Annotated in this window: 21 protein-coding genes and 2 tRNA genes; 15 read left to right on the plus strand and 8 right to left on the minus strand. The window is 52.7% G+C overall.

Annotated features, from left to right (window positions below):
- The 8 genes from HV037_RS10030 to ldtA all read left to right on the plus strand — a co-directional run bounded on the left by HV037_RS10030 (position 1) and on the right by ldtA (position 7,441).
- The gene (locus HV037_RS10030; RefSeq protein ID WP_006683999.1) at positions 1–282 is read left to right on the plus strand and encodes an energy-coupling factor ABC transporter substrate-binding protein; all 282 of its coding nucleotides are present in this window, start codon (positions 1–3) and stop codon (positions 280–282) included.
- Positions 269–946 (plus strand): energy-coupling factor ABC transporter transmembrane protein, encoded by a 678-nt coding sequence (locus HV037_RS10035; protein WP_181500358.1) that lies wholly within the window; start codon positions 269–271, stop codon positions 944–946. Before HV037_RS10030 ends, HV037_RS10035 begins: the two co-directional genes overlap by 14 nt.
- 8 nt (positions 947–954) lie before the next feature.
- Positions 955–1,770, plus strand: coding sequence for an energy-coupling factor ABC transporter ATP-binding protein (locus HV037_RS10040; RefSeq protein WP_016153514.1), 816 nt, complete (start codon positions 955–957; stop codon positions 1,768–1,770).
- On the plus strand, positions 1,767–3,287 hold the full coding sequence (locus tag HV037_RS10045) for a cobyric acid synthase (RefSeq protein WP_049270773.1): 1,521 nt from the start codon (positions 1,767–1,769) through the stop codon (positions 3,285–3,287). The genes HV037_RS10040 and HV037_RS10045 overlap by 4 nt, the downstream gene beginning before the upstream one ends.
- Positions 3,284–3,829, plus strand: coding sequence for a bifunctional adenosylcobinamide kinase/adenosylcobinamide-phosphate guanylyltransferase (gene cobU / locus HV037_RS10050; protein WP_016153512.1), 546 nt, complete (start codon positions 3,284–3,286; stop codon positions 3,827–3,829). The genes HV037_RS10045 and cobU overlap by 4 nt, the downstream gene beginning before the upstream one ends.
- On the plus strand, positions 3,826–4,569 hold the full coding sequence (gene cobS, locus HV037_RS10055; protein ID WP_181624275.1) for an adenosylcobinamide-GDP ribazoletransferase: 744 nt from the start codon (positions 3,826–3,828) through the stop codon (positions 4,567–4,569). Before cobU ends, cobS begins: the two co-directional genes overlap by 4 nt.
- A 24-nt stretch (positions 4,570–4,593) precedes the next feature.
- Complete coding sequence (gene cobT, locus HV037_RS10060; protein WP_016156857.1) at positions 4,594–5,658, plus strand: nicotinate-nucleotide--dimethylbenzimidazole phosphoribosyltransferase; 1,065 nt, start codon at positions 4,594–4,596, stop codon at positions 5,656–5,658.
- 853 nt (positions 5,659–6,511) lie between these two features.
- Complete coding sequence (ldtA, locus tag HV037_RS10065; RefSeq protein ID WP_016153509.1) at positions 6,512–7,441, plus strand: L,D-transpeptidase; 930 nt, start codon at positions 6,512–6,514, stop codon at positions 7,439–7,441.
- Between the two features lie 23 nt (positions 7,442–7,464).
- Here the strand turns inward: ldtA and HV037_RS10070 are convergent, their stop codons facing one another.
- From HV037_RS10070 to mtfA, 5 genes are all read right to left on the minus strand, one after another.
- Entirely contained in the window at positions 7,465–8,148 is a 684-nt protein-coding gene (locus HV037_RS10070; protein WP_016156856.1) for an ABC transporter ATP-binding protein, read from the minus strand.
- Positions 8,149–8,158: 10 nt separating this feature from the next.
- Positions 8,159–9,847 (minus strand): iron ABC transporter permease, encoded by a 1,689-nt coding sequence (locus HV037_RS10075; RefSeq protein WP_181500260.1) that lies wholly within the window; start codon positions 9,845–9,847, stop codon positions 8,159–8,161.
- Positions 9,831–10,868, minus strand: a complete 1,038-nt coding sequence (locus HV037_RS10080) for an extracellular solute-binding protein (RefSeq protein WP_047499042.1) — start codon at positions 10,866–10,868, stop codon at positions 9,831–9,833. The genes HV037_RS10075 and HV037_RS10080 overlap by 17 nt, the downstream gene beginning before the upstream one ends.
- Before the next feature lie 262 nt (positions 10,869–11,130).
- A tRNA-Asn gene (locus HV037_RS10085) sits at positions 11,131–11,206 on the minus strand.
- Between the two features lie 99 nt (positions 11,207–11,305).
- Positions 11,306–12,103 (minus strand): DgsA anti-repressor MtfA, encoded by a 798-nt coding sequence (mtfA, locus tag HV037_RS10090; protein WP_046275704.1) that lies wholly within the window; start codon positions 12,101–12,103, stop codon positions 11,306–11,308.
- A gap of 93 nt (positions 12,104–12,196) precedes the next feature.
- On the opposite strand from mtfA, the gene HV037_RS10095 reads away from it, so the two are divergent.
- A tRNA-Ser gene (locus HV037_RS10095) sits at positions 12,197–12,286 on the plus strand.
- 161 nt (positions 12,287–12,447) lie between these two features.
- On the opposite strand, the gene HV037_RS10100 is transcribed toward HV037_RS10095, so the two are convergent.
- Positions 12,448–13,509: a porin gene (locus HV037_RS10100; RefSeq protein ID WP_181500261.1), complete on the minus strand. Its 1,062-nt coding sequence runs from the start codon at positions 13,507–13,509 to the stop codon at positions 12,448–12,450.
- A 442-nt stretch (positions 13,510–13,951) separates the two neighbouring features.
- Between HV037_RS10100 and HV037_RS10105 the strand changes: the two genes are divergently transcribed.
- The 3 genes from HV037_RS10105 to HV037_RS10115 all read left to right on the plus strand — a co-directional run bounded on the left by HV037_RS10105 (position 13,952) and on the right by HV037_RS10115 (position 16,599).
- A complete protein-coding gene (locus tag HV037_RS10105) occupies positions 13,952–14,644 on the plus strand; it encodes a phosphohydrolase (protein ID WP_181500262.1) in 693 nt (230 codons plus the stop codon).
- Positions 14,645–14,720: 76 nt separating this feature from the next.
- Positions 14,721–16,151 (plus strand): DNA cytosine methyltransferase, encoded by a 1,431-nt coding sequence (locus HV037_RS10110; RefSeq protein ID WP_181500263.1) that lies wholly within the window; start codon positions 14,721–14,723, stop codon positions 16,149–16,151.
- On the plus strand, positions 16,132–16,599 hold the full coding sequence (locus HV037_RS10115) for a very short patch repair endonuclease (RefSeq protein WP_019077079.1): 468 nt from the start codon (positions 16,132–16,134) through the stop codon (positions 16,597–16,599). Before HV037_RS10110 ends, HV037_RS10115 begins: the two co-directional genes overlap by 20 nt.
- On the opposite strand, the gene yedA is transcribed toward HV037_RS10115, so the two are convergent.
- Positions 16,591–17,511 (minus strand): drug/metabolite exporter YedA, encoded by a 921-nt coding sequence (gene yedA, locus HV037_RS10120; protein WP_047502067.1) that lies wholly within the window; start codon positions 17,509–17,511, stop codon positions 16,591–16,593. The two genes, HV037_RS10115 and yedA, sit on opposite strands and share 9 nt — an antisense overlap.
- A 178-nt stretch (positions 17,512–17,689) precedes the next feature.
- On the opposite strand from yedA, the gene HV037_RS10125 reads away from it, so the two are divergent.
- Both HV037_RS10125 and HV037_RS10130 read left to right on the plus strand, forming a co-directional pair.
- Positions 17,690–18,601 carry a DUF808 domain-containing protein gene (locus HV037_RS10125; RefSeq protein ID WP_029139582.1) on the plus strand — a complete coding sequence of 304 codons (912 nt, stop codon included), beginning with the start codon at positions 17,690–17,692 and terminating at the stop codon, positions 18,599–18,601.
- Between the two features lie 77 nt (positions 18,602–18,678).
- Entirely contained in the window at positions 18,679–18,861 is a 183-nt protein-coding gene (locus HV037_RS10130) for a DUF2158 domain-containing protein (RefSeq protein ID WP_016153498.1), read from the plus strand.
- 206 nt (positions 18,862–19,067) lie between these two features.
- On the opposite strand, the gene yodD is transcribed toward HV037_RS10130, so the two are convergent.
- Complete coding sequence (yodD, locus tag HV037_RS10135; protein WP_003030417.1) at positions 19,068–19,295, minus strand: YodD family peroxide/acid resistance protein; 228 nt, start codon at positions 19,293–19,295, stop codon at positions 19,068–19,070.
- A gap of 163 nt (positions 19,296–19,458) precedes the next feature.
- Here yodD and dsrB point away from each other — a divergent pair, with 163 nt between their 5' ends.
- Positions 19,459–19,647 (plus strand): protein DsrB, encoded by a 189-nt coding sequence (gene dsrB / locus HV037_RS10140; protein WP_016156846.1) that lies wholly within the window; start codon positions 19,459–19,461, stop codon positions 19,645–19,647.
- Positions 19,648–19,701: the final 54 nt, after the last annotated feature.

Here is a 19,701-nt window from a genome sequence, read left to right on the forward strand (position 1 = left end):
ATGAAAAAGACGCTGATTTTGTTAGGGATGGTAGTGGCGCTGGTGATCCTGCCGTTCTTTATCAACCATGGTGGAGAGTACGGTGGCTCAGACGGTGAGGCGGAGAGTCAGATTCAGGCAATTGCCCCACATTATGAGCCGTGGTTCCAGCCCTTGTATGAACCGGCAAGCGGTGAGATTGAAAGCCTGCTGTTTACGCTCCAGGGATCGCTGGGCGCAGCCGTGATTTTCTACATTCTGGGTTACACCAAGGGCAGGCAACGTCGTGATGACCGGGCTTGACAGGCTTAGCTATCAAAGCCGCTGGTTTCATGTCTCACCCGTGCGGAAATTTCTGCTCTGGCTGATGATGATGATTCTGGCGTTTACTCTGCCCCCGTTGGGGCAGGGTATTGAGCTGTTACTGATTGCCGCGCTGAGCTGCTGGCTGCTGCGCATTTCCTTCTGGCGCTGGTGTCGCTGGATAGCATTACCGTTTGGTTTTCTGACGGTCGGCGTCGTGACCATTCTGTTTAGTTTTAGCCGCGATCCGCAGACGCTGCTGGCCAGCATCCCCGTTGGAAGCTATTGGTTAGGTGTTAGCGCGCCAGGGCTTGTCACCGCCAATGAAACCTTCTGGCGCAGCCTGGCTGCGCTGGCGGCGACGTTCTGGCTGGTCCTGAATCTGCCGTTTCCGCAATTAATTATCTTACTCAAACGCGCGCACGTTCCTCGCCTGCTCACTGAGCAGATCCTGCTAACCTGGCGCTTTATTTTTATCCTGTTAGACGAGGCGCTGGCTATTCATCGCGCACAAACGCTACGTTTTGGTTATCGTAGCTTGCCGTTGGGCTATCGCTCGCTGGCGATGCTGGTGGGATTGCTGTTTACCCGCGTGTTGATCCGCTACCAGCAAATGACCACCACACTGGATATCAAACTGTATCAGGGTGATTTTCACCTGTAAGGAAAAGTATGCTTGCCACTTCAGCGCTTTGGTTTCGCTATCAGGATGACCCGATCCTCAAAGGGCTAACGCTGGACTTTTCAACGCATGCCGTCACCGGGCTGGTCGGTGCTAATGGCTGCGGGAAATCCACGCTGTTTATGAACCTGAGTGGTTTACTGCGCCCGCAGGAAGGCGCGGTGATGTGGCAAGGCAAACCGCTGGATTACAGCAAGCGCGGCCTGCTGGCGCTGCGTCAGCAGGTGGCAACCGTATTTCAGGATCCCGATCAGCAAATTTTTTATACCGATATCGACAGCGATATTGCCTTCAGCCTGCGCAACCTTGGGGTGGATGAGACTGAAATCTCCCGCCGGGTGGATGATGCGCTCACGCTGGTCGATGCCCAGCATTTTCGCCATCAGCCTATTCAATGTTTAAGTCACGGGCAAAAAAAACGTGTGGCGATTGCCGGGGCGTTGGTGTTGCAGGCGCAGTATTTGCTACTGGATGAACCTACTGCGGGCCTTGACCCATCAGGCCGCACGCAGATGATTGAGATAATCAAACGCATCGTAGCGCAAGGAAACCACGTGGTTATCTCCAGCCATGATATCGATCTTATCTATGAAGTCAGCGATGCAGTGTACGTTTTACGCCGGGGGGAAGTGCTAACACACGGCTCGCCGGGTGATGTGTTTGCCCGGACGGATCTTATTGAACAAGCGGGATTAACTCAGCCCTGGCTGGTGAAGCTGCATACCGAGCTGGGCTTCCCGCTGTGTAAAACAGAGGCTGAATTTTTTAGCTGTATGCGAGAGAACGCACTGAAGGAGGCGTCATGACGCAGGCAATAATGTTGCAGGGAACGGCATCTGATGTAGGTAAAAGCGTGTTGGTCGCCGGTCTGTGTCGAATTTTTTATCAGGATGGACTGCGTACCGCACCGTTCAAATCGCAGAACATGGCGCTGAACTCTGGCATTACGCCAGAGGGCAAAGAGATGGGGCGCGCGCAAATTTTTCAGGCTGAGGCCGCCGGTATTACGCCAGATGTGCGTATGAATCCGGTGCTGCTTAAGCCGACCAGCGATCGTAAAGCGCAGGTTGTGCTGATGGGCAAAGTGGCTACCGATATGGATGCGGTGAGCTACCACGAGTACAAACCGAAACTACGGGATCAAATCCTGTCTGTTTATAACAGTCTCGCGCAGGAGTTCGATGTGCTGGTACTGGAAGGGGCTGGAAGCCCGGCTGAGATTAACCTGCGCGATCGCGATATCGTCAATATGGGGATGGCAGAAATGGCGCAGTGCCCTGTCGTTCTGGTGGCGGATATCGACCGCGGCGGGGTGTTCGCCTCCATTTACGGCACGCTGGCGCTACTGCACGACCATGAACGCGCCAGGGTAAAAGGGGTGATCATCAATAAGTTTCGCGGTGATGTGGCGTTGCTGTATTCCGGGATTGAGCAAATTGAAGCGCTGACCGGCGTTCCGGTCCTGGGCGTCATGCCATGGCTGGACGTTGATCTGGAAGATGAAGATGGCGTTGCGCTGCAAAAGGGCAAATATTTGCGCACAGACAAACGCGACATCGATATCGCCGTTGTTCAGATACCACACATTTCTAACTTTACTGATTTCAATGCGCTTGCCGCACAGCCGGATGTGCGCGTGCGCTATGTTCGCCAGCCTGAAGAGTTGGCGGGGGCCGATCTGGTGATTCTGCCCGGCAGCAAAAACACCCTGGGCGATCTGGTGTGGCTGCGTGAAAGCGGGATGGCGCATGGCGTGGTGCAATTACATCGTAATAACGTACCCGTAGTGGGGATTTGCGGTGGCTATCAAATGCTCGGCGAAACCATCATTGATGAAGTTGAGTCAGGACTCGGTACGTTGCCGGGTCTGGGCTTGCTCGATACCGTAACGCATTTTGCCCAGCACAAAACCACGACCCTGGTTGAAGGACAAATGTCCTCCTCGCTGCCGGACTGGCTGGCGGGTACCGCGGGATTATCCGTTCGCGGTTATGAAATTCATATGGGCGAAACGGCATTAACTGAAGAATGCCGGTCGGTGATGACGCTGCGTAAAGACGGCGGTAACGTGGCTGATGGCGCGGTCACTGCCGATGGCCTGGCGTTCGGCACCTATCTTCACGGTCTGTTCGACAGCGATGAATTTACCCGTGCGCTGGTTAATGGCCTGCGAGAACGTAAAGGGTTAGCGCCGCTGGATTCCACCTTCCATTACGCGCAATATAAATCGCAGCAGTTTGATCTGCTGGCGGATGCGATGCGGCAACACATCGATATTGAGAAAATTTATACCATCATGCAGCAACACCGGGAGCCAGTATGATGATTCTGGTGACTGGCGGCGCGCGAAGCGGCAAGAGTCGGCATGCGGAAGCGCTGATCGCAGATTCTCCAAACGTTTTGTATATCGCGACTTCGCAGATTTTTGATGAGGAGATGGCTGCGCGAATTCAGCATCATCGTGACGGACGTCCTGCGCACTGGCGGACAGCCGAACGCTGGCAACATCTCGATGAGCTGATTACGGCAGCAAACGATCCACAAGAAGCCATTCTGCTGGAGTGCATCACCACGATGGTGACCAACCTGCTGTTTGCGCTGGGCGGTGACAGCGACCCGGATAGCTGGGATTACGCGGCGATGGAGCAATCTATTGAGGATGAAATTCGTTCGCTGATTGCGGCCTGTCAGCGCTGTCCGGCCAGGGTTGTGCTGGTCACTAACGAAGTCGGAATGGGGATTGTTCCGGAGAACCGTCTGGCACGGCATTTTCGCGATATTGCAGGACGTGTGAACCAGCGACTGGCGGCGGCGGCTGATGAGGTCTGGCTGGTGGTATCAGGAATTGGAGTCAAAATTAAATGAGTAAGTTGTTCTGGGCAATGCTCTCTTTTATTAGTCGCTTGCCCGTTCCTGCTCGCTGGTCGCAAGGACTGGATTTCGAGCACTATTCACGTGGCATTGTGATGTTCCCGCTAATTGGCGTGGTGCTGGGAGGGCTGACGGGGCTGGTCTTTATGGCGCTGCAGCCCTGGTGTGGGGGGCCGTTGGCGGCCCTGTTTGCAGTCCTCACGCTGGCGTTATTGACCGGGGGATTTCATCTCGACGGTCTGGCGGATACCTGTGACGGTATTTTTTCTGCCCGTCGACGCGAGCGGATGCTGGAAATCATGCGTGACAGCCGCCTGGGGACTCACGGTGGACTGGCGTTAATTTTCGTGTTGCTGGCAAAAGTGCTGGTGGTGAGCGAACTGGCTTTGCGGGGCACGCCGATGCTGGCGGCGCTTGCTGCCGCTTGTGTCGCCGGGCGGGGTACCGCTGTTTTGCTGATGTATCGGCATCGCTACGCCCGCGAAGAAGGGCTGGGCAACGTCTTTATCGGTAAAGTCACCGGGCGTCAAACCTGCGTCACGTTGGGATTCGCGGCGATCCTGGCTGCCGTGCTTCTTCCTGGCATGCGCGGCGTGGCGGCGCTGGTTGTTACGATAGTGGCGATTTTTATTCTTGGGCAGTTATTAAAACGCACGTTGGGTGGGCAGACCGGCGATACGCTGGGCGCAGCCATTGAACTTGGCGAGTTGATTTTCCTGCTGGCTCTGCTCTGAGTCAGCCAACATACTGGAACCCTTATGCAGACTTTAACCTCTTTACTCCACGCAATCCCTTCACCTGATAGTGCTGCGATGCTGCGTGCACAGCAGCATGTCGATGGCTTGCTTAAACCGCCAGGAAGTCTTGGTCGACTCGAGTCGCTCGCCGTGCAACTGGCCGGAATGCCGGGTCTGAAGGGCGTACCGCATGTGAATGGCAAAGCGATGCTGGTGATGTGCGCCGATCACGGTGTATGGGATGAAGGGGTTGCCGTTTCGCCTAAAATCGTCACGGCTATTCAGGCTGCTAATATGACGCGTGGGACGACAGGCGTTTGTGTGCTTGCCGCTCAGGCGGGGGCAAAGGTACATGTGATTGATGTCGGCATCGATGCTGAGCTTATCCCTGGCGTGGTGAATATGCGCGTGGCGCGCGGCTGCGGCAATATTGCACAAGGCCCGGCAATGAGTCGTTCGCAGGCCGAGGAGCTGCTGCTGGAGGTTATCCGCTATACCCATGAGCTGGCCAAAGATGGCGTAACGCTGTTTGGCGTCGGTGAACTTGGTATGGCAAATACGACACCAGCGGCGGCAATCGTCAGCGTGCTGACCGGCAGCGATGCCGAGGATGTGGTGGGTATCGGCGCTAACCTGCCGCTTTCAAGAGTAGGCAATAAAGTCGATGTTGTGCGGCGAGCAATTGCCGTCAATCAACCGGATCGTAATGACGGTATCGATGTGCTGGCTAAGGTAGGCGGGTTTGATCTGGTCGGCATGGCGGGGGTGATGTTGGGGGCGGCCTCCTGCGGCCTGCCGGTCGTGCTGGACGGTTTTCTCTCTTATTCCGCTGCGCTGGCAGCCTGCCAGATTGCGCCGCAGATTAAACCTTACCTGATCCCGTCACATTTCTCCGCCGAGAAGGGGGCTCGCACCGCGCTGGCGCATCTTGAACTGGAGCCGTATCTCAATATGGGGATGCGTTTGGGCGAAGGCAGCGGGGCCGCGCTGGCGATGCCGATTGTTGAAGCCGCCTGTGCAATGTACAACAACATGGGGCAGCTTGCCGCCAGTAACATTGTGCTTCCGGATGGTAAGGAAGCATAGTTTTCGGCCACGCTGAACCTCGCCCCATGGTGCAATACCGTTCAGTTAAGCCTGTATGGAAATGTTTTGCTCTGAATCAGTTTCCGTTCACCTTATGTGCGTTGCTTCTCTGATAACGTTATACCTGTGAACGCGCAAGGAAGGCTCACCGCCGCCTCCCTTGCATCCCTGGCTCCCGGCGGGAAAATCGTCGCTGCGCGATTCATTCGTCTTATGCCGTCCGCCTGTCGGGTCGGGGCCGGGCCTGCGTCCCTGCTGGCAGTCCCCTCTGCCCGCATCCCTGCGGGCAGACCCGGTCAGCCGTCAACGCCTCATCGATTTTCAGCCGGACCGGGGTCATCGCTGCAACGCACTGACTTCCAGTTAACTCTGTTTTGCTGTTCAGATAAAAAACGCAGGGGGTCAGGTGTGGGCTGGTCCGGCTGAAAATTGCCGACGTGTTTCCGTAAGGCAGGGAGAACCCGCAGGGATGCGGGTTCAGGGCGCGTTTTGCAGGGACGCTACCTCGCGCCCGGCCCGGTAGCCTGGAGGAATAAACGGAGGGGACCACGAAGTGGCAATTTTCCCGCCGGGAGCCGGGATTGTAAAGGGCGTGGCGGAGAACGCCCTTTACACGTTCACAGGAATCGGTGTTTCAGAGAAACGATGCACATGAGGTGAACGGAACCCTTACCGTGAGATAGCATATTCATAACTTCTGCCAACACAGGTGATGCTTTCTGATACAGAGGCGTTAACTGAACTGCATTAGCCTCAGGCGGCTTTTTTATGCGGATTTTAGGCGTAACCCACTAAAACTGATAATAAAAGCTATAATTAACGGATATCTGCTGCGGCGAAGGAAAGGAAAAAGATGCGTCGTGTAAAACTGCTTTGTTCACTCATTATGCTGCTCGTGAGTCAGAGCGCGCAGGCGGTGAGTTATCCGCTCCCGCCTGAAGGCAGTCGCCTGGTGGGGAGCCCTTTGACCATTACGGTACCTTCAGGAAACACTCAGCCGTTGGAAGCTTTTGCCGCGCAGTACGGACAGGGGTTGAGCAATATGCTGGAGGCCAATCCCGGCGTGGATGTTTTTCTGCCTAAGTCTGGCTCGACGCTGGTTGTGCCACAGCAACTGATATTACCGGATACTGTACGCGAGGGGATCGTAATCAACGTCGCAGAAATGCGCCTTTACTATTATCCCGCTGGCAGCAATACGGTTGAGGTTTTACCCATTGGCATTGGCCAGGCGGGTAGAGAAACGCCGCGTAACTGGGTGACGGCGGTAGAACGTAAGCAGGAAGCACCAAGCTGGACGCCTACGCCGAATACCCGGCGCGAATACGCAGCGCGTGGGGAAAGCCTGCCGGCGTTTGTTCCTGCCGGGCCTGATAACCCGATGGGACTGTATGCGATTTATATCGGCAGGCTTTATGCCATTCATGGCACAAATGCGAATTTCGGTATTGGTCTGCGGGTAAGTCAGGGGTGTATCCGTTTGCGTAATGACGACATTAAATATCTGTTTGATACCGTACCGGTAGGGACGCGTGTGCAACTGATAGACCGACCGGTGAAATACAGCGTAGAGCCGGACGGTAGTCGCTGGGTGGAAGTGCATGAACCACTGTCACGAAACCGGTCGGAATACGAGTCTGACAGAAAAGTTCCCTTGCCAGTCACCCCCGCGCTGCGCACCTTCATCAGCGGGAATGACGTGGATATGAGTCGCGGAAATCAGGCACTGGAAAGACGCTCCGGCATGCCGGTGAATATCAGTCTGATTCAGACCCATTACTAATTTTCAAGGCGACCCTGTGATCTTTAGCCTGGGTGGGTCGCTTTTTTAATTTGATACTGTCCCATTTTTACCACGCCAATATGGTCTGCCATTAGCTGCGCCTCGTGTTCGCTGTGTGTAACCAGCAGTGCCGTTTGCCCGGCGGCACGCAAAATATCCCGTACCTCGTTGCCAAGACGCTCACGCGTGCGCTTATCAAGGCTGGAGAAAGGCTCATCGAGCAGCAGGATTTCCGGATGCGGCGCCAGCGCGCGCGCAAGAGCGATACGCTGCTGTTGACCGCCGGACAGTTCATGCGGATAACGGCTGGCATGACTGTGCAACTCCACCATTTTTAACAGCTCCGCCACCCGGACCTGCTGCTGCTCACGCGGCATACGTCGTAACCCAAAGGCCACGTTTTGTTGCGCGGTCAGGTGAGGGAATAACGCATATTCCTGAAAGACCATGCCGACATGCCGTTTTTCCGGCGGCAGATGAACACCGGAACCGGCAACGCGGCGCTGCGACACATAGATATCTCCGCTTCGCAGCCGTTCAAATCCGGCAACTGCGCGTAACACGGTGGTTTTTCCGCAACCTGAAGCGCCCAGTAAACAAGCGATCTCTCCTTTACGTACCGACATTGAAAACCCGCTCAGCACCGATTGCTGGCTGTTGCCGTAGGCAACATGCACATCCTGGAGTCGTAATGCAATTTCTGACATTGTTACTCTCTTAACCACGGCGAGTCATCTGGTGACGCACCAACAAAATAACCGGTAGCGTGCCAGCTAAAACAATCATTAGCGCGGCGATAGCACCTTCTTCATAGGTTCCACGGGCGGCTTCTGCATACAGCAACGTAGCCAGCGTTTCGAAGTTTACCGGGCGCAACAGCAACGTTGTTGGCAGTTCTTTCATGGCATCGGCAAAAACCAGCAGGGCGCTACTCACTAACGCCGGGCGCAGCAATGGGAAATGAACCCGTGCAAATGTGCCCGCACCATTCTCACCCAACAGACGAGAAGCCTGCTCCAGCGAAGGCGGAATGCGGCCCAGGCCGGAATCCAGTGCGCCGATAGCAATCGCCTGGAAACGCATGGCACAACAAATTACCAGCAGGATCCCGGCAGACATCAGCGGCAGGCCGCGAACATCCAGTAAATCTGCCAGCCAGCGGTCGACTGCCATCGCGGGGGTTAAAAAACCAATCGCCAGAATTGTACCGGGAACCGCGTAGCCTAAAGAAGCCAGACGCATCACACCACGGCGAAATCCTGGCATCGCGTTATCTGCGGCGCTATGCCGCGCGCTCCAGGCCACCAACATACTGACGCAAACCACCACCAACGTGGTTCCCGCGGCCAGTGATAACGTATTTTGTAATGCAGCCAGTAACGAGGAGGATATAGGGCTCTCGTCACCTATATGTTTGGCGCTTTCCCAGATTAAAAACAGCACCGGGGCCAGAAAGCCCAGCACAACTGGCAGCGAAATAACGACACCGAGTAGCCAGCCACGCCAGCCTTGCACGCGGGTGGGTTGAATCTCCCGCAGGCTACGGCTGCTGAATCCCTGTTTTCTGCGGCCATAAAATTCCAGCGTCAGAATAAAGAATATAAACATCAGCATCATGCAGGCGATTTGCGCTGCGGCAGATAAATCAGAGCGAGAGATCCACGTGGTGTATACGGTAACTGTTAACGTTTGTACCCCGAGAAATTCCGACGCGCCGATATCGTTAAGCGTCTCCAGCAGCGCCAGACTGATCCCGACGGCCAGTGCCGGGCGTGCCATGGGGAGAGCAACACGAAAAAAGGTCCCGGTTGCGCTGCAACCCAGCGTACGTGCAGCTTCCAACAGATGGGCCGGCTGGCTGATAAACATGGCGCGGGTTGTCAGGTACACGTAAGGATAAAGTACTAATCCGAGCAAGATTATTGCGCCGGAAAGGGAACGTAAATCGGGCAGACGGAACTGTCGCGGGTTGTCAAAGCCCAGTATAAAACGGATAAAGGTTTGCAACGGGCCAATCGGATGCAGCAGATCGAGCCATGCAAAGGCAACGATGTAGGTCGGCATTGCCAGCGGCAACAGCAGCGCCCAACTGAGAATTTTTCGCCCAGGGAAATCCCATGCCGTTACCGCCCATGCGCTGCCTACGCCAATGACGCCAACCATTATCGCGACACCCGCTAGCAACAGCACGGTGTTTTTGAGCGCTGAAGGCAGTACATATGTCATAAGATTATCCCAGTGGGATAAATCAGCCTGAGTGGCCTGCCAGATCAGCGCAACGATGGGGGTCAGGACGCCAAGCGCGACGCACAACGCGCCAAGATGCAACGGCGTTAATAATGACTGCGGCCCGGAAACCAGGCCGCGTAACGTCGGAAACTGCAGCGATTTATTGATCGAATCCAACTTTATCTACCAGCAGGCTAGCTTGTTTACGATACTTCACGATCTCTGTGAGCGGTGTTTTATCGACGTCGATTTCACCGATTGTGGCGCTAATGACCGGGTCAAGCGTTACGCCTTTCAGTACCGGATATTCGAAGTTCGCTTTCGCATACTGCTGCTGGGCAGGCGCGGAAACCAGATATTCCATCAGCTTAACGGCATCGGCTTTATTTGGCGCATAGCGGGCAACGGCAGCGCCGCTGATGTTGACGTGCGTACCGCCATTTTCAAAGGTTGGTTTAACGACTTTAATGGCATCGCCCCACTGACGAGCATCGCTGCCTTCTTTGGCGTTTTTCATATGGCCGACATAATAGGAGTTGGCCAGACCAATATCACAAATTCCACCGAGGATATCGCGGGCAACATCGCGATCGCCGCCGGTGGCTTTACGCGCCAGGTTAGCCTTCACGCCGCGCAGCCATTCTTCGGTTTTGGCTTCACCATGATGGGCAATCATCGCGGCGATCAGCGCCGTGTTGTAGGGGTGCTGACCGGAACGAATACAAACTTTACCTTTGTATTCTGGGCTGGCGAGCTGTTCGTAATGCCAGTTATCGATTGGCAGCGACTTCTCGGCATACAGTACGCGGGCGCGCATTGAAAGCGCAAACCACTGATTATCCGCACCGCGCAGATTCGCCGGAATGGCGGCTTTCAGCGCTTCTGACTCTACCGGCTGAGTGACGCCGGCTTCAACTAAATCGATGAGATTTCCGGCATCGACGGTCATCAGCAGGTCGGCAGGGGAGTTTTTGCCTTCAGCCTTAACACGCTCAAGCATACCGTCTTTGATATAGACCGTACTTACTTTGATACCGCTGGTTTTAGTCCAGCTATCAAGTAAAGGCTGGATCAGGCCCGGTTCACGGGTGGTGTAAAGCGTTAACGTTTCCTGAGCGAAAGCCGGCAGGCTGACAGAGAAGAGGAGGGCAGAGGCAAGCGTGATACGGCGCAATCCGGTGCGAGTCAGAGCATTCATCGTTTTTATCCCAGAGTAATTGGAACATACAGTGAACCGAGTCGGGGCTCGTTCTTTTGGCTCGCGTACAATAAATGATAATCACTAGCACTTACAATAATTGCAAAGTTTAAACGATTTACATTTACACAACTTTAATCAACGATGTGATGCGGCATGGAATGGGGAGTTATGGCAGACTGAGCGCTTATAGAGGCAGCTTTTACACAGACGTGAAAAGCAAAAAGCCCGCTTAAGTTTCCTTAAGCGGGCTTCTTAAATTTGGCTCCTCTGACTGGACTCGAACCAGTGACATACGGATTAACAGTCCGCCGTTCTACCGACTGAACTACAGAGGAATCGTGTGAACGAGGCGCATATTACTGACCTCATCATGAGGTGTCAACAGTAAAATTAGCGCGTCATTTCAATTGGTTAATTAATCTTCAAATTCAGTGTTAATGCGTGTTTGGTGAGCGATAATCGTCGTCTCCCCGGGTATCTCGTAACCGCTCCATGGGGTTCTGGCGATAAAACTGGATGAAACGCTGCCATAAGGCAGGAAAACGCGGAGCAAATAATTCAGGAGCACTGAAAAAATACTCGGATAGCACGGCAAAGCATTCAGCCGGATCGGTCGCTGCGTAGGCATCTATACTGCACGCAGTTTCACCAACCAGATCGATCTCATCCTGAATATTGTTCATTGCAGCATGCAGGTCGTGTTCCCAACCGGCGATATCGCGCAGGGGAATCGCCGGAATACCGCTGGCACGATCGCCATTACGCATATCAAGCTTGTGCGCCACTTCATGGATGATCAGATTAAAGCCGGAGGCATCAAAGGAATCCTGAATATCAAGCCAGTTGAGGATTATCGGGCCTTGTTGCCAACTCTGCCCGGACTGTACCACGCGTTGATTATGCACCAGCCCAATATCGTCTTCCCATTCATCGTCTACGACAAATGGGGCAGGGTAGATGAGAACTTCATGAAACCCGTCGAGCCACTCAATCCCCATTTCCAGAACAGGTAAACAGAATAGCAGAGCAATGCGCGCACTTTTTAGCGGGTCCAGCTCAAACCCCTGAAGAGCGACTACTCTTTTTTGTTGTAAAAAGCGCTCGGCCAGGGCAATAAGTCTGGCTTGTTCTTGCTCGGTGAGATTCACCAAAAGGGGAATAGCCAGGGCGTCGTCCCACGGCCAATCGTCACTCCGGGTTGCTTCTTGTTCTTTCCAGGGCCACTTAATCATCGTTTTGCTCGCAAACTCGTCACTTGAACGAAATTGACGGAACTGGGTCTGTTAAAATGCCAAATTACCTGGCATCATGGCAACCGCCAAAACGGAGAGATGCCAGAGCGGCTGAATGGACCGGTCTCGAAAACCGGAGTAGGGGTAACTCTACCGGGGGTTCAAATCCCCCTCTCTCCGCCACTATTCAAGCACTTGCACGCCTTGCTTTCAACGACAGTTCTCATGGATGTCTTTTTCTTTGAGTATCCTCACAAGTTTATCGTTGTAATGCCCGTGTGGTAAAAAATACTCTTCGTTGAACAAAAAAAAGCCCGCAGCGCGGGCTTTTGAGTTTGTGGAGATTAGAACTGGTACACAATACCCATGGCAAACTGATCATCAACTGCGTTGCCAGTAATTGCGCCGTCTTCTTTATCCAGCAGGTTAAATTTATACGCTGTGAAGACGTTCATATTTTTATTGAAGTAGTACCAGGTGCCAAGCTCGACGTAATTCACGCGGTCAGCGTTAACACCGCCGGCCAGGTCCTTACCCTGCGAGTAAACGTAACCCAGGGATGGACGCAGACCAAAGTCGAACTGATATTGAACGACTGCTTCAATGTTTTGCGTTTTGTTTGCAAAACCGCGATCGGTTCCGGTTCGGGTCATATTACGAGTTTCGCCATACATCGCTGCCGCATAAATGCTGTTGGCGTCATATTTTGCTGCCAGGGACCAGACTTCAGCGTTGCTGCCATAGCCATCGATGGATTGTTTGTCCGCACGGTCGGATTTACCATACACCGCGACGACACCAAAGCCATCCACGTTATAGTCCACCGACATGCTGTAGCCGTCGCCATTTGCTTTAGTGGCAGCGTGATCGTCATTTTTGCCCTGGTACTGCAGCGCGAAATTAAGACCCTCAACCATGCCGAAGAAGTCTGTGTTGCGGTAGGTCGCCACGCCGTTGGTACGACCGGTCATGAAATTATCCGTCGCAGACCAGGAATCGCCACCCCATTCAACCAGCATATCGGTGTAGGCTGCCGCATCGTAGGCTACGCCATAGTTACGACCATAATCAAATGAGCCGTAATCTGCATATTTCAGGCCCGCGAAGGCCAGACGGGTTTTTTGCTCCTGAGATCCTTCCGCATTGCTGGCGTCGAGGTTGTGTTCAAACTGACCAAAACCTGTCAACTCGTTGCTGATCTGGGTTTCACCTTTCACCCCAAAACGGGCGTAAGAGGTGTCAGCATTTTCACTGTTACTGCTATCCGTATTCGACCAGATGCGTTCGCCTACCATCTTGCCGTAAAAATCAATTTTATTGCCGTTCTTATTATAAATTTCAGCCGCATTTGCTGCGCTTGCAGCTAATAAGGCAGGGAGAAGCAGTGCCAGTACTTTTCTTTTCATTATGTATTCCCTTTATATAATAATTAAAATGAATATGTAACGCTATCTGAAAGACTACATTTGAATACTATCTATGAAGTTCATTTAATTTTAAATATAACATGTAACAAATGTATTTAAGATATTTCAAGGTGTTTCATTGTTGCTTTTGTATAATTAAAATCGCATGACATTTGAATTAATATTATCCATATAAATGTATTTTTTATCATATGGTTATGATTTCTTTTGTTCTATCTTGTTGAATATATATTATTGATATTTGTTATTTATTTTGCATGCGGGACTATAATTGATCTGCTTGTTTTGAATAATGGATTCATATATCCATTATAGTGATACTTATTAAGTGAATAATATGTATTGATGATAAAAAGCGTCGACGGTAGTCTGACATGAGAATTGTTGCTAAGGTGGTTTTCTTTCTGCGAAGAGCGAGAGTATGGAACTACAGTACTGGCAGTCGAAATTTGAAGCCTGGTTACGTGACAATCATTCCGGGTACGACGCTGCCCATGACATCTTTCATTTTCGTCGCGTCTGGATGACATCACAAAAGTTGAGCATGGATGTGACCGTAGACTGGCTGGTGGTGCTGACGGCGTGCTACTTCCATGATCTCGTCAGTTTGCCGAAGAACCATCCCGATCGTCATCGCTCGTCGGTACTGGCAGCCCAGGAAACGCGTCGCGTTTTGATGCGTGATTTCCCTGATTTTCCACAACAACGATTACCTGCCGTGTGCCATGCTATTGAGGCGCACAGTTTCAGCGCCAAAATCGTACCAGAAACCCTTGAAGCCAAAATCGTGCAGGATGCTGACCGGCTTGAGGCGTTGGGCGCAATTGGTTTAGCACGGGTATTTGCCGTGTCCGGCGCGTTAGGCGTGGCGCTGTTTGATGCGGAAGATCCGTTTGCCCGACAGCGTAACCTTGATGATAAACAGTACGCACTCGATCACTTCCAGACTAAATTGTTGACGCTGCCGATGACGATGCAAACTGAACACGGTCGGCATTTGGCGCAACATAATGCTGACTTCTTACTGACGTACATGGCGAAGCTGAGTGCGGAGTTAAAAGGAGAATATGAAATGCTGGATCTTGACGCGATTCAACCCTTTAAGCTGCGTTAGTCGCCAGTACAGCCGCAACGTCAACCGCGCTAATTTATGTTAACCTGTCAGCTATCCATTTCGGCCGGTTAAATGTATGCAGGATAATTTTTCAGTAGCAGGTTCCATGAACCCGATGACAGATGATAACGAGGCCGCCGCACAGGTGATTTTGGCTAAGTTGCTTGAAATATATGACGTGAAAACGCTGGTTGCTCATCTGAATGGTGTTGGCGAGAACCGCTGGAGTCCGGCCATCTTCAAGCGAGTGGTTGCCAATGAAACGTGGCATCGCCTCAGCGACGGTGAGTTGGCTCATCTGAACGACTTGCTGCCGAGGCCGCCTGCGCATCATCCACATTATGCTTTTCGCTTTATCGATCTTTTTGCCGGTATTGGCGGCATTCGTCGCGGCTTTGAGGCGATTGGCGGGCAGTGCGTGTTTACCAGTGAGTGGAACAAGCATGCGGTGCGCACCTACAAAGCGAATCACTACTGTGATCCTCACCAGCACCATTTTAATGAAGATATTCGCGATATCACCCTCAGTCATCATGATGGGGTGAGCGACCTGCAGGCGGCGGAACATATCCGCCAGCATGTTCCGCAGCATGACGTGCTGCTGGCGGGATTTCCTTGTCAGCCATTCTCTCTGGCCGGTGTATCAAAGAAAAACGCGTTAGGGCGGGCTCATGGCTTCGCCTGCGATACGCAAGGCACACTTTTTTTTGACGTGGTGCGCATCATCAATGCGCGTCGGCCGGCAATATTTGTGCTCGAAAACGTCAAAAACCTGAAGAGTCACGATCAGGGGAAAACGTTCCGCATCATTATGCAAACGCTGGATGAGCTGGGTTATGACGTGGCTGATGCACACGATAACGGGCCGGACGATCCGAAAATTATCGATGGGCAACATTTTTTGCCCCAGCATCGCGAACGTATTGTGCTCGTCGGCTTTCGCCGCGATCTGAATCTGAAATCAGACTTCACGCTGCGCGATATTGTCTCCCGCTATCCTCAGCGGCGTACGACGCTGGCGGAGCTACTTGAGCCGACCGTCGACGCAAAATATGTGCTCACGCCAGTGCTGTGGAAATATCTGTATCGCTATGCGAAAAAGCATCAGGCACGGGGCAATGGATTTGGCTATGGCATGGTGTATCCCGGCAATCCCGATTGCGTAACGCGCACATTATCGGCGCGTTACTATAAAGATGGGGCGGAGATCTTGATCGACTGCGGTTGGGATATGGCGCTGGGTGAAAAGGATTTTGATGATCCGCACAATCAGCGATACCGTCCGCGCAGGCTGACGCCCAGAGAGTGCGCGCGCCTGATGGGATTTGAATCACCTCAGGGCTATCAGTTCAGGATCCCGGTGTCGGACACACAGGCTTATCGTCAGTTTGGTAATTCGGTGGTCGTCCCGGCATTTGCGGCGGTAGCCAGACTGCTGGAGCCAAAAATCAAACAGGCGGTTGCTATTCGCGAGAAAGAGAAACTGCATGGCAGACGTTCACGATAAAGCGACGCGCAGTAAAAATATGCGGGCGATAGCAACCCGCGATACCGCAATTGAAAAACGCCTTGCCAGCGTACTGACAGAGCAGGGGGTAACGTTTCGCGTGCAGGATGCGACGTTACCCGGTCGTCCCGATTTCGTGGTGGATGATTATCGTTGTGTGATTTTTACCCACGGCTGTTTCTGGCATCATCACAACTGCTATCTATTCAAAGTCCCCGCCACACGAACAGCGTTCTGGCTGGAAAAAATAGGCAAAAATGTCCAGCGTGACGCGCGGGATTGTGAAAAATTGCAGGCTCTGGGCTGGCGCGTACTGATTGTCTGGGAGTGCGCCCTGCGTGGGCGCGAAAAGCTGGGGGATGACGCGTTGTCCGAACGCGTCATCGAGTGGATCTGCGGCGGTGGCGATAGCGCACAGATCGACACCCTCGGTATCCATTTACTGTAACGTCTTTTCCGACGGGGTCGCAACGGCGTCCGCTTTAACGGGAAATAAGTATTTACCGAGTGTGACCAGTACCACCGCAAATACAATCACGCCAAGCGCCAGCCATTCGATGGGCGCCAGACTTTCACCTCCCAGGCCGGTACCTAACAGTACGGCGACAACCGGATTAACGTAGGCATAGCTGGTGGCTAATGCCGGGCTGACGTTGCGGATCAAGTACATGTACGCGTTGATGGCAATAATAGAACCAAATACGGCCAGATAGGCGACCGCCATAAAGCCTGAAAACGTCGGCATAGTGGTCAACTTTTCCCCGGAAATCAGCGAGGCGCACATCAGCACAATACCGGCGGCTAACATTTCAATGGCTCCGGCCATCATGCCAACGGGTAACGTTATGCGCGAGCCGTACACTGAGCCAAACGCCCAGCTTATCGAACCTATCAGGATTAAAATTGCTCCCCATGGATTACCACTCAAATTACCACCGCTGTTCAGCATGATGATCCCCGCGAGTCCAATTGCGATCCCCATCCATTCAAGTTTGCGCGTTTTGATGCCAAAAAAGTGGCTAAAACACAGCGTAAACAGCGGAACGGTGGCGACCACCACGGCGGCAATACCGGAAGGCACGTTTTGATGTTCTGCGACGGTGACCAGTCCGTTACCGACAGCCAGCAGCAGGATACCAATTAACGCGGCATTCAGGAGCACGCGCAGAGGCGGCAGCTTATGTCCGCGGATAAGTAAGAATGCTGTTAATAAAATCCCCGCAGAGAGAAAACGAACGCCAGCCATCATCAACGGTGGCCAGCTTTCAACGCCAATGCGAATAACGAAGTACGTGGAACCCCAAATGATGTACAGCGCGAAAAGCGCACTGAAAAGCGGTAGCAATTGCCTGAAACGCATAATCCCTCACGGTGGAAATAAAAAGGTGCAACATAGTAAACGTCAAAACTATCTTGCTGGCGAGATTTATAATTACGTGCTGATGTTAAAAATTTGTTGACCAGAAAGGTCAGTTTCAGCATTGCGTGTTTTACTTCATACTTATGACTGCAAAAAAATAATATTGAGGGTAAAAATTTTGGCAGGAAGTAGCTTATTGACCTTACTCGATGATATCGCCACCTTGCTGGATGATATCTCTGTCATGGGAAAACTGGCCGCGAAAAAAACCGCGGGTGTGCTGGGCGATGATCTGTCGCTTAACGCGCAGCAGGTGTCGGGTGTGCGGGCGAACCGTGAACTCCCGGTGGTCTGGAGCGTCGCGAAAGGATCGTTTGTTAACAAAGTTATCCTTGTGCCGTTGGCGCTATTGATAAGCGCCTTCATTCCCTGGGCGATCACCCCCTTATTAATGGTAGGCGGGGCGTTCCTCTGTTTTGAAGGTGTAGAAAAAGTTCTCCATACCCTGGAAGCGCGTAAGCACAAAGAAACCCCGGAAGAGCGTCAGCAGCGTCTGACATCTTTGGCAGCGCAGGATCCACTCACCTTTGAGAAAGATAAAATCAAAGGGGCGATACGAACCGACTTTATTTTATCTGCTGAGATTGTCGCGATTACACTGGGGATCGTAGCGGATGCGCCATTGTTGAATCAGGTGTTGGTGTTATCTGGCATCGCGTTAGTGGTGACTGTGGGAGTCTACGGCCTGGTCGGGATTATCGTTAAGCTCGATGATATCGGATACTGGTTGGCTGAAAAGCGCAGTACGCTGGCCCAGTCGCTGGGTAAAGGATTGCTGGTCGTTGCCCCCTGGCTTATGAAAACACTTTCCGTGGTCGGCACGCTGGCGATGTTTTTGGTTGGCGGCGGAATTGTGGTGCACGGAATAACACCGCTGCATCATGCGATTGAACATTTTGCCCAACAGCAAAGTGCATTGATTGCGCTGATGCTTCCGACCCTGCTGAATCTGGTGCTCGGATTTATCATTGGCGCAATAGTGGTGCTGCTGGTGAAAACCGTCGCCAGAGTGCGCGGAGTTTCGCACTAATTGTCGCAGGGTTGATTACGCAAAACCCTTCTTTGTCGTCTAAGGTGTAAAGGTTTCTCTTGATACAGGAGGCAGGTATGGTCTTTTCTGTCAGTGAGGAAGTCACCTCCAAAGAGGGTGGCCCACGCATGATCGTTACCGGGTATGCCAGCGGAATGGTGGAGTGTCGCTGGTACGACGGCTTTGGCGTCAAACGGGAAGCATTCCGTGAAGATGAACTGGTGCCGGGCGAGCGAAGAAAGCTCTGCCAGGATGCCTGAACACCTGGGGTGCGCGTAACCGGGTGATCTTTCAATCATTAGTTATATTTATCATTTTGGTGAGAATTATTTACTTGTCAGGCAAAAAAATTGCAGATAAGGTTTGTTTCACATCAGATTTCCTGGTGTAACGAATTTTCAAGTGCTTCTTGCATAAGCAAGCTTGATCCCGACCCGATAAGGGCCGGGATTTTTTTCGCCCTCAGTCAGCGATTGATCTCCGACACGCTAAAATCATGGATATCAAGCTCGAACGCGTCGGCCAGTTCATGCCACGTGTGGTAATCACGTCCGTCGACGCTGACGCGTTCCGGGTCATCCTGACTGCGATGAATTTCACTCTCGCAGATTTCGTTGATTGCCTTCAGTAGCGCGTCCACATCGACGCTGACTTCACGTTTGGCCGTATCGCTGTACTCTTTCGCGGTTTTCATCCTCATACCTCTCAACCGTTAAGGATACCGGGGGAGCGCATCCAAACATCAGATACGCACAACTTAAGTATAGACCGTCGATAAAACCCGCAATCGCGCGAGGCGGGCGCTGCCAGAAAAAGGAAATTGTTCTACACTGGCACAAAGCCACAGGAGGAAAACTATGAAGGTGAATGATCGGGTCACAGTCAAAACGGACGGCGGTCCTCGTCGACCGGGCGTGGTACTGGCTATCGAAGAGTTTAGTGAAGGCACCATGTACCTGGTTTCGCTGGAAGACTACCCGCTCGGTATCTGGTTCTTTAATGAAACAGGTCATCAGGATGGTATCTTCGTGGAAAAAGTAGAATAAGGTGAGTTTTGCTGCATGATCCTGACTGGTGGATTCGCCACCAGTCAGAACGTG

This window comes from Citrobacter sp. RHBSTW-00017, from assembly GCF_013797615.1.
GTDB lineage: Bacteria > Pseudomonadota > Gammaproteobacteria > Enterobacterales > Enterobacteriaceae > Citrobacter > Citrobacter braakii.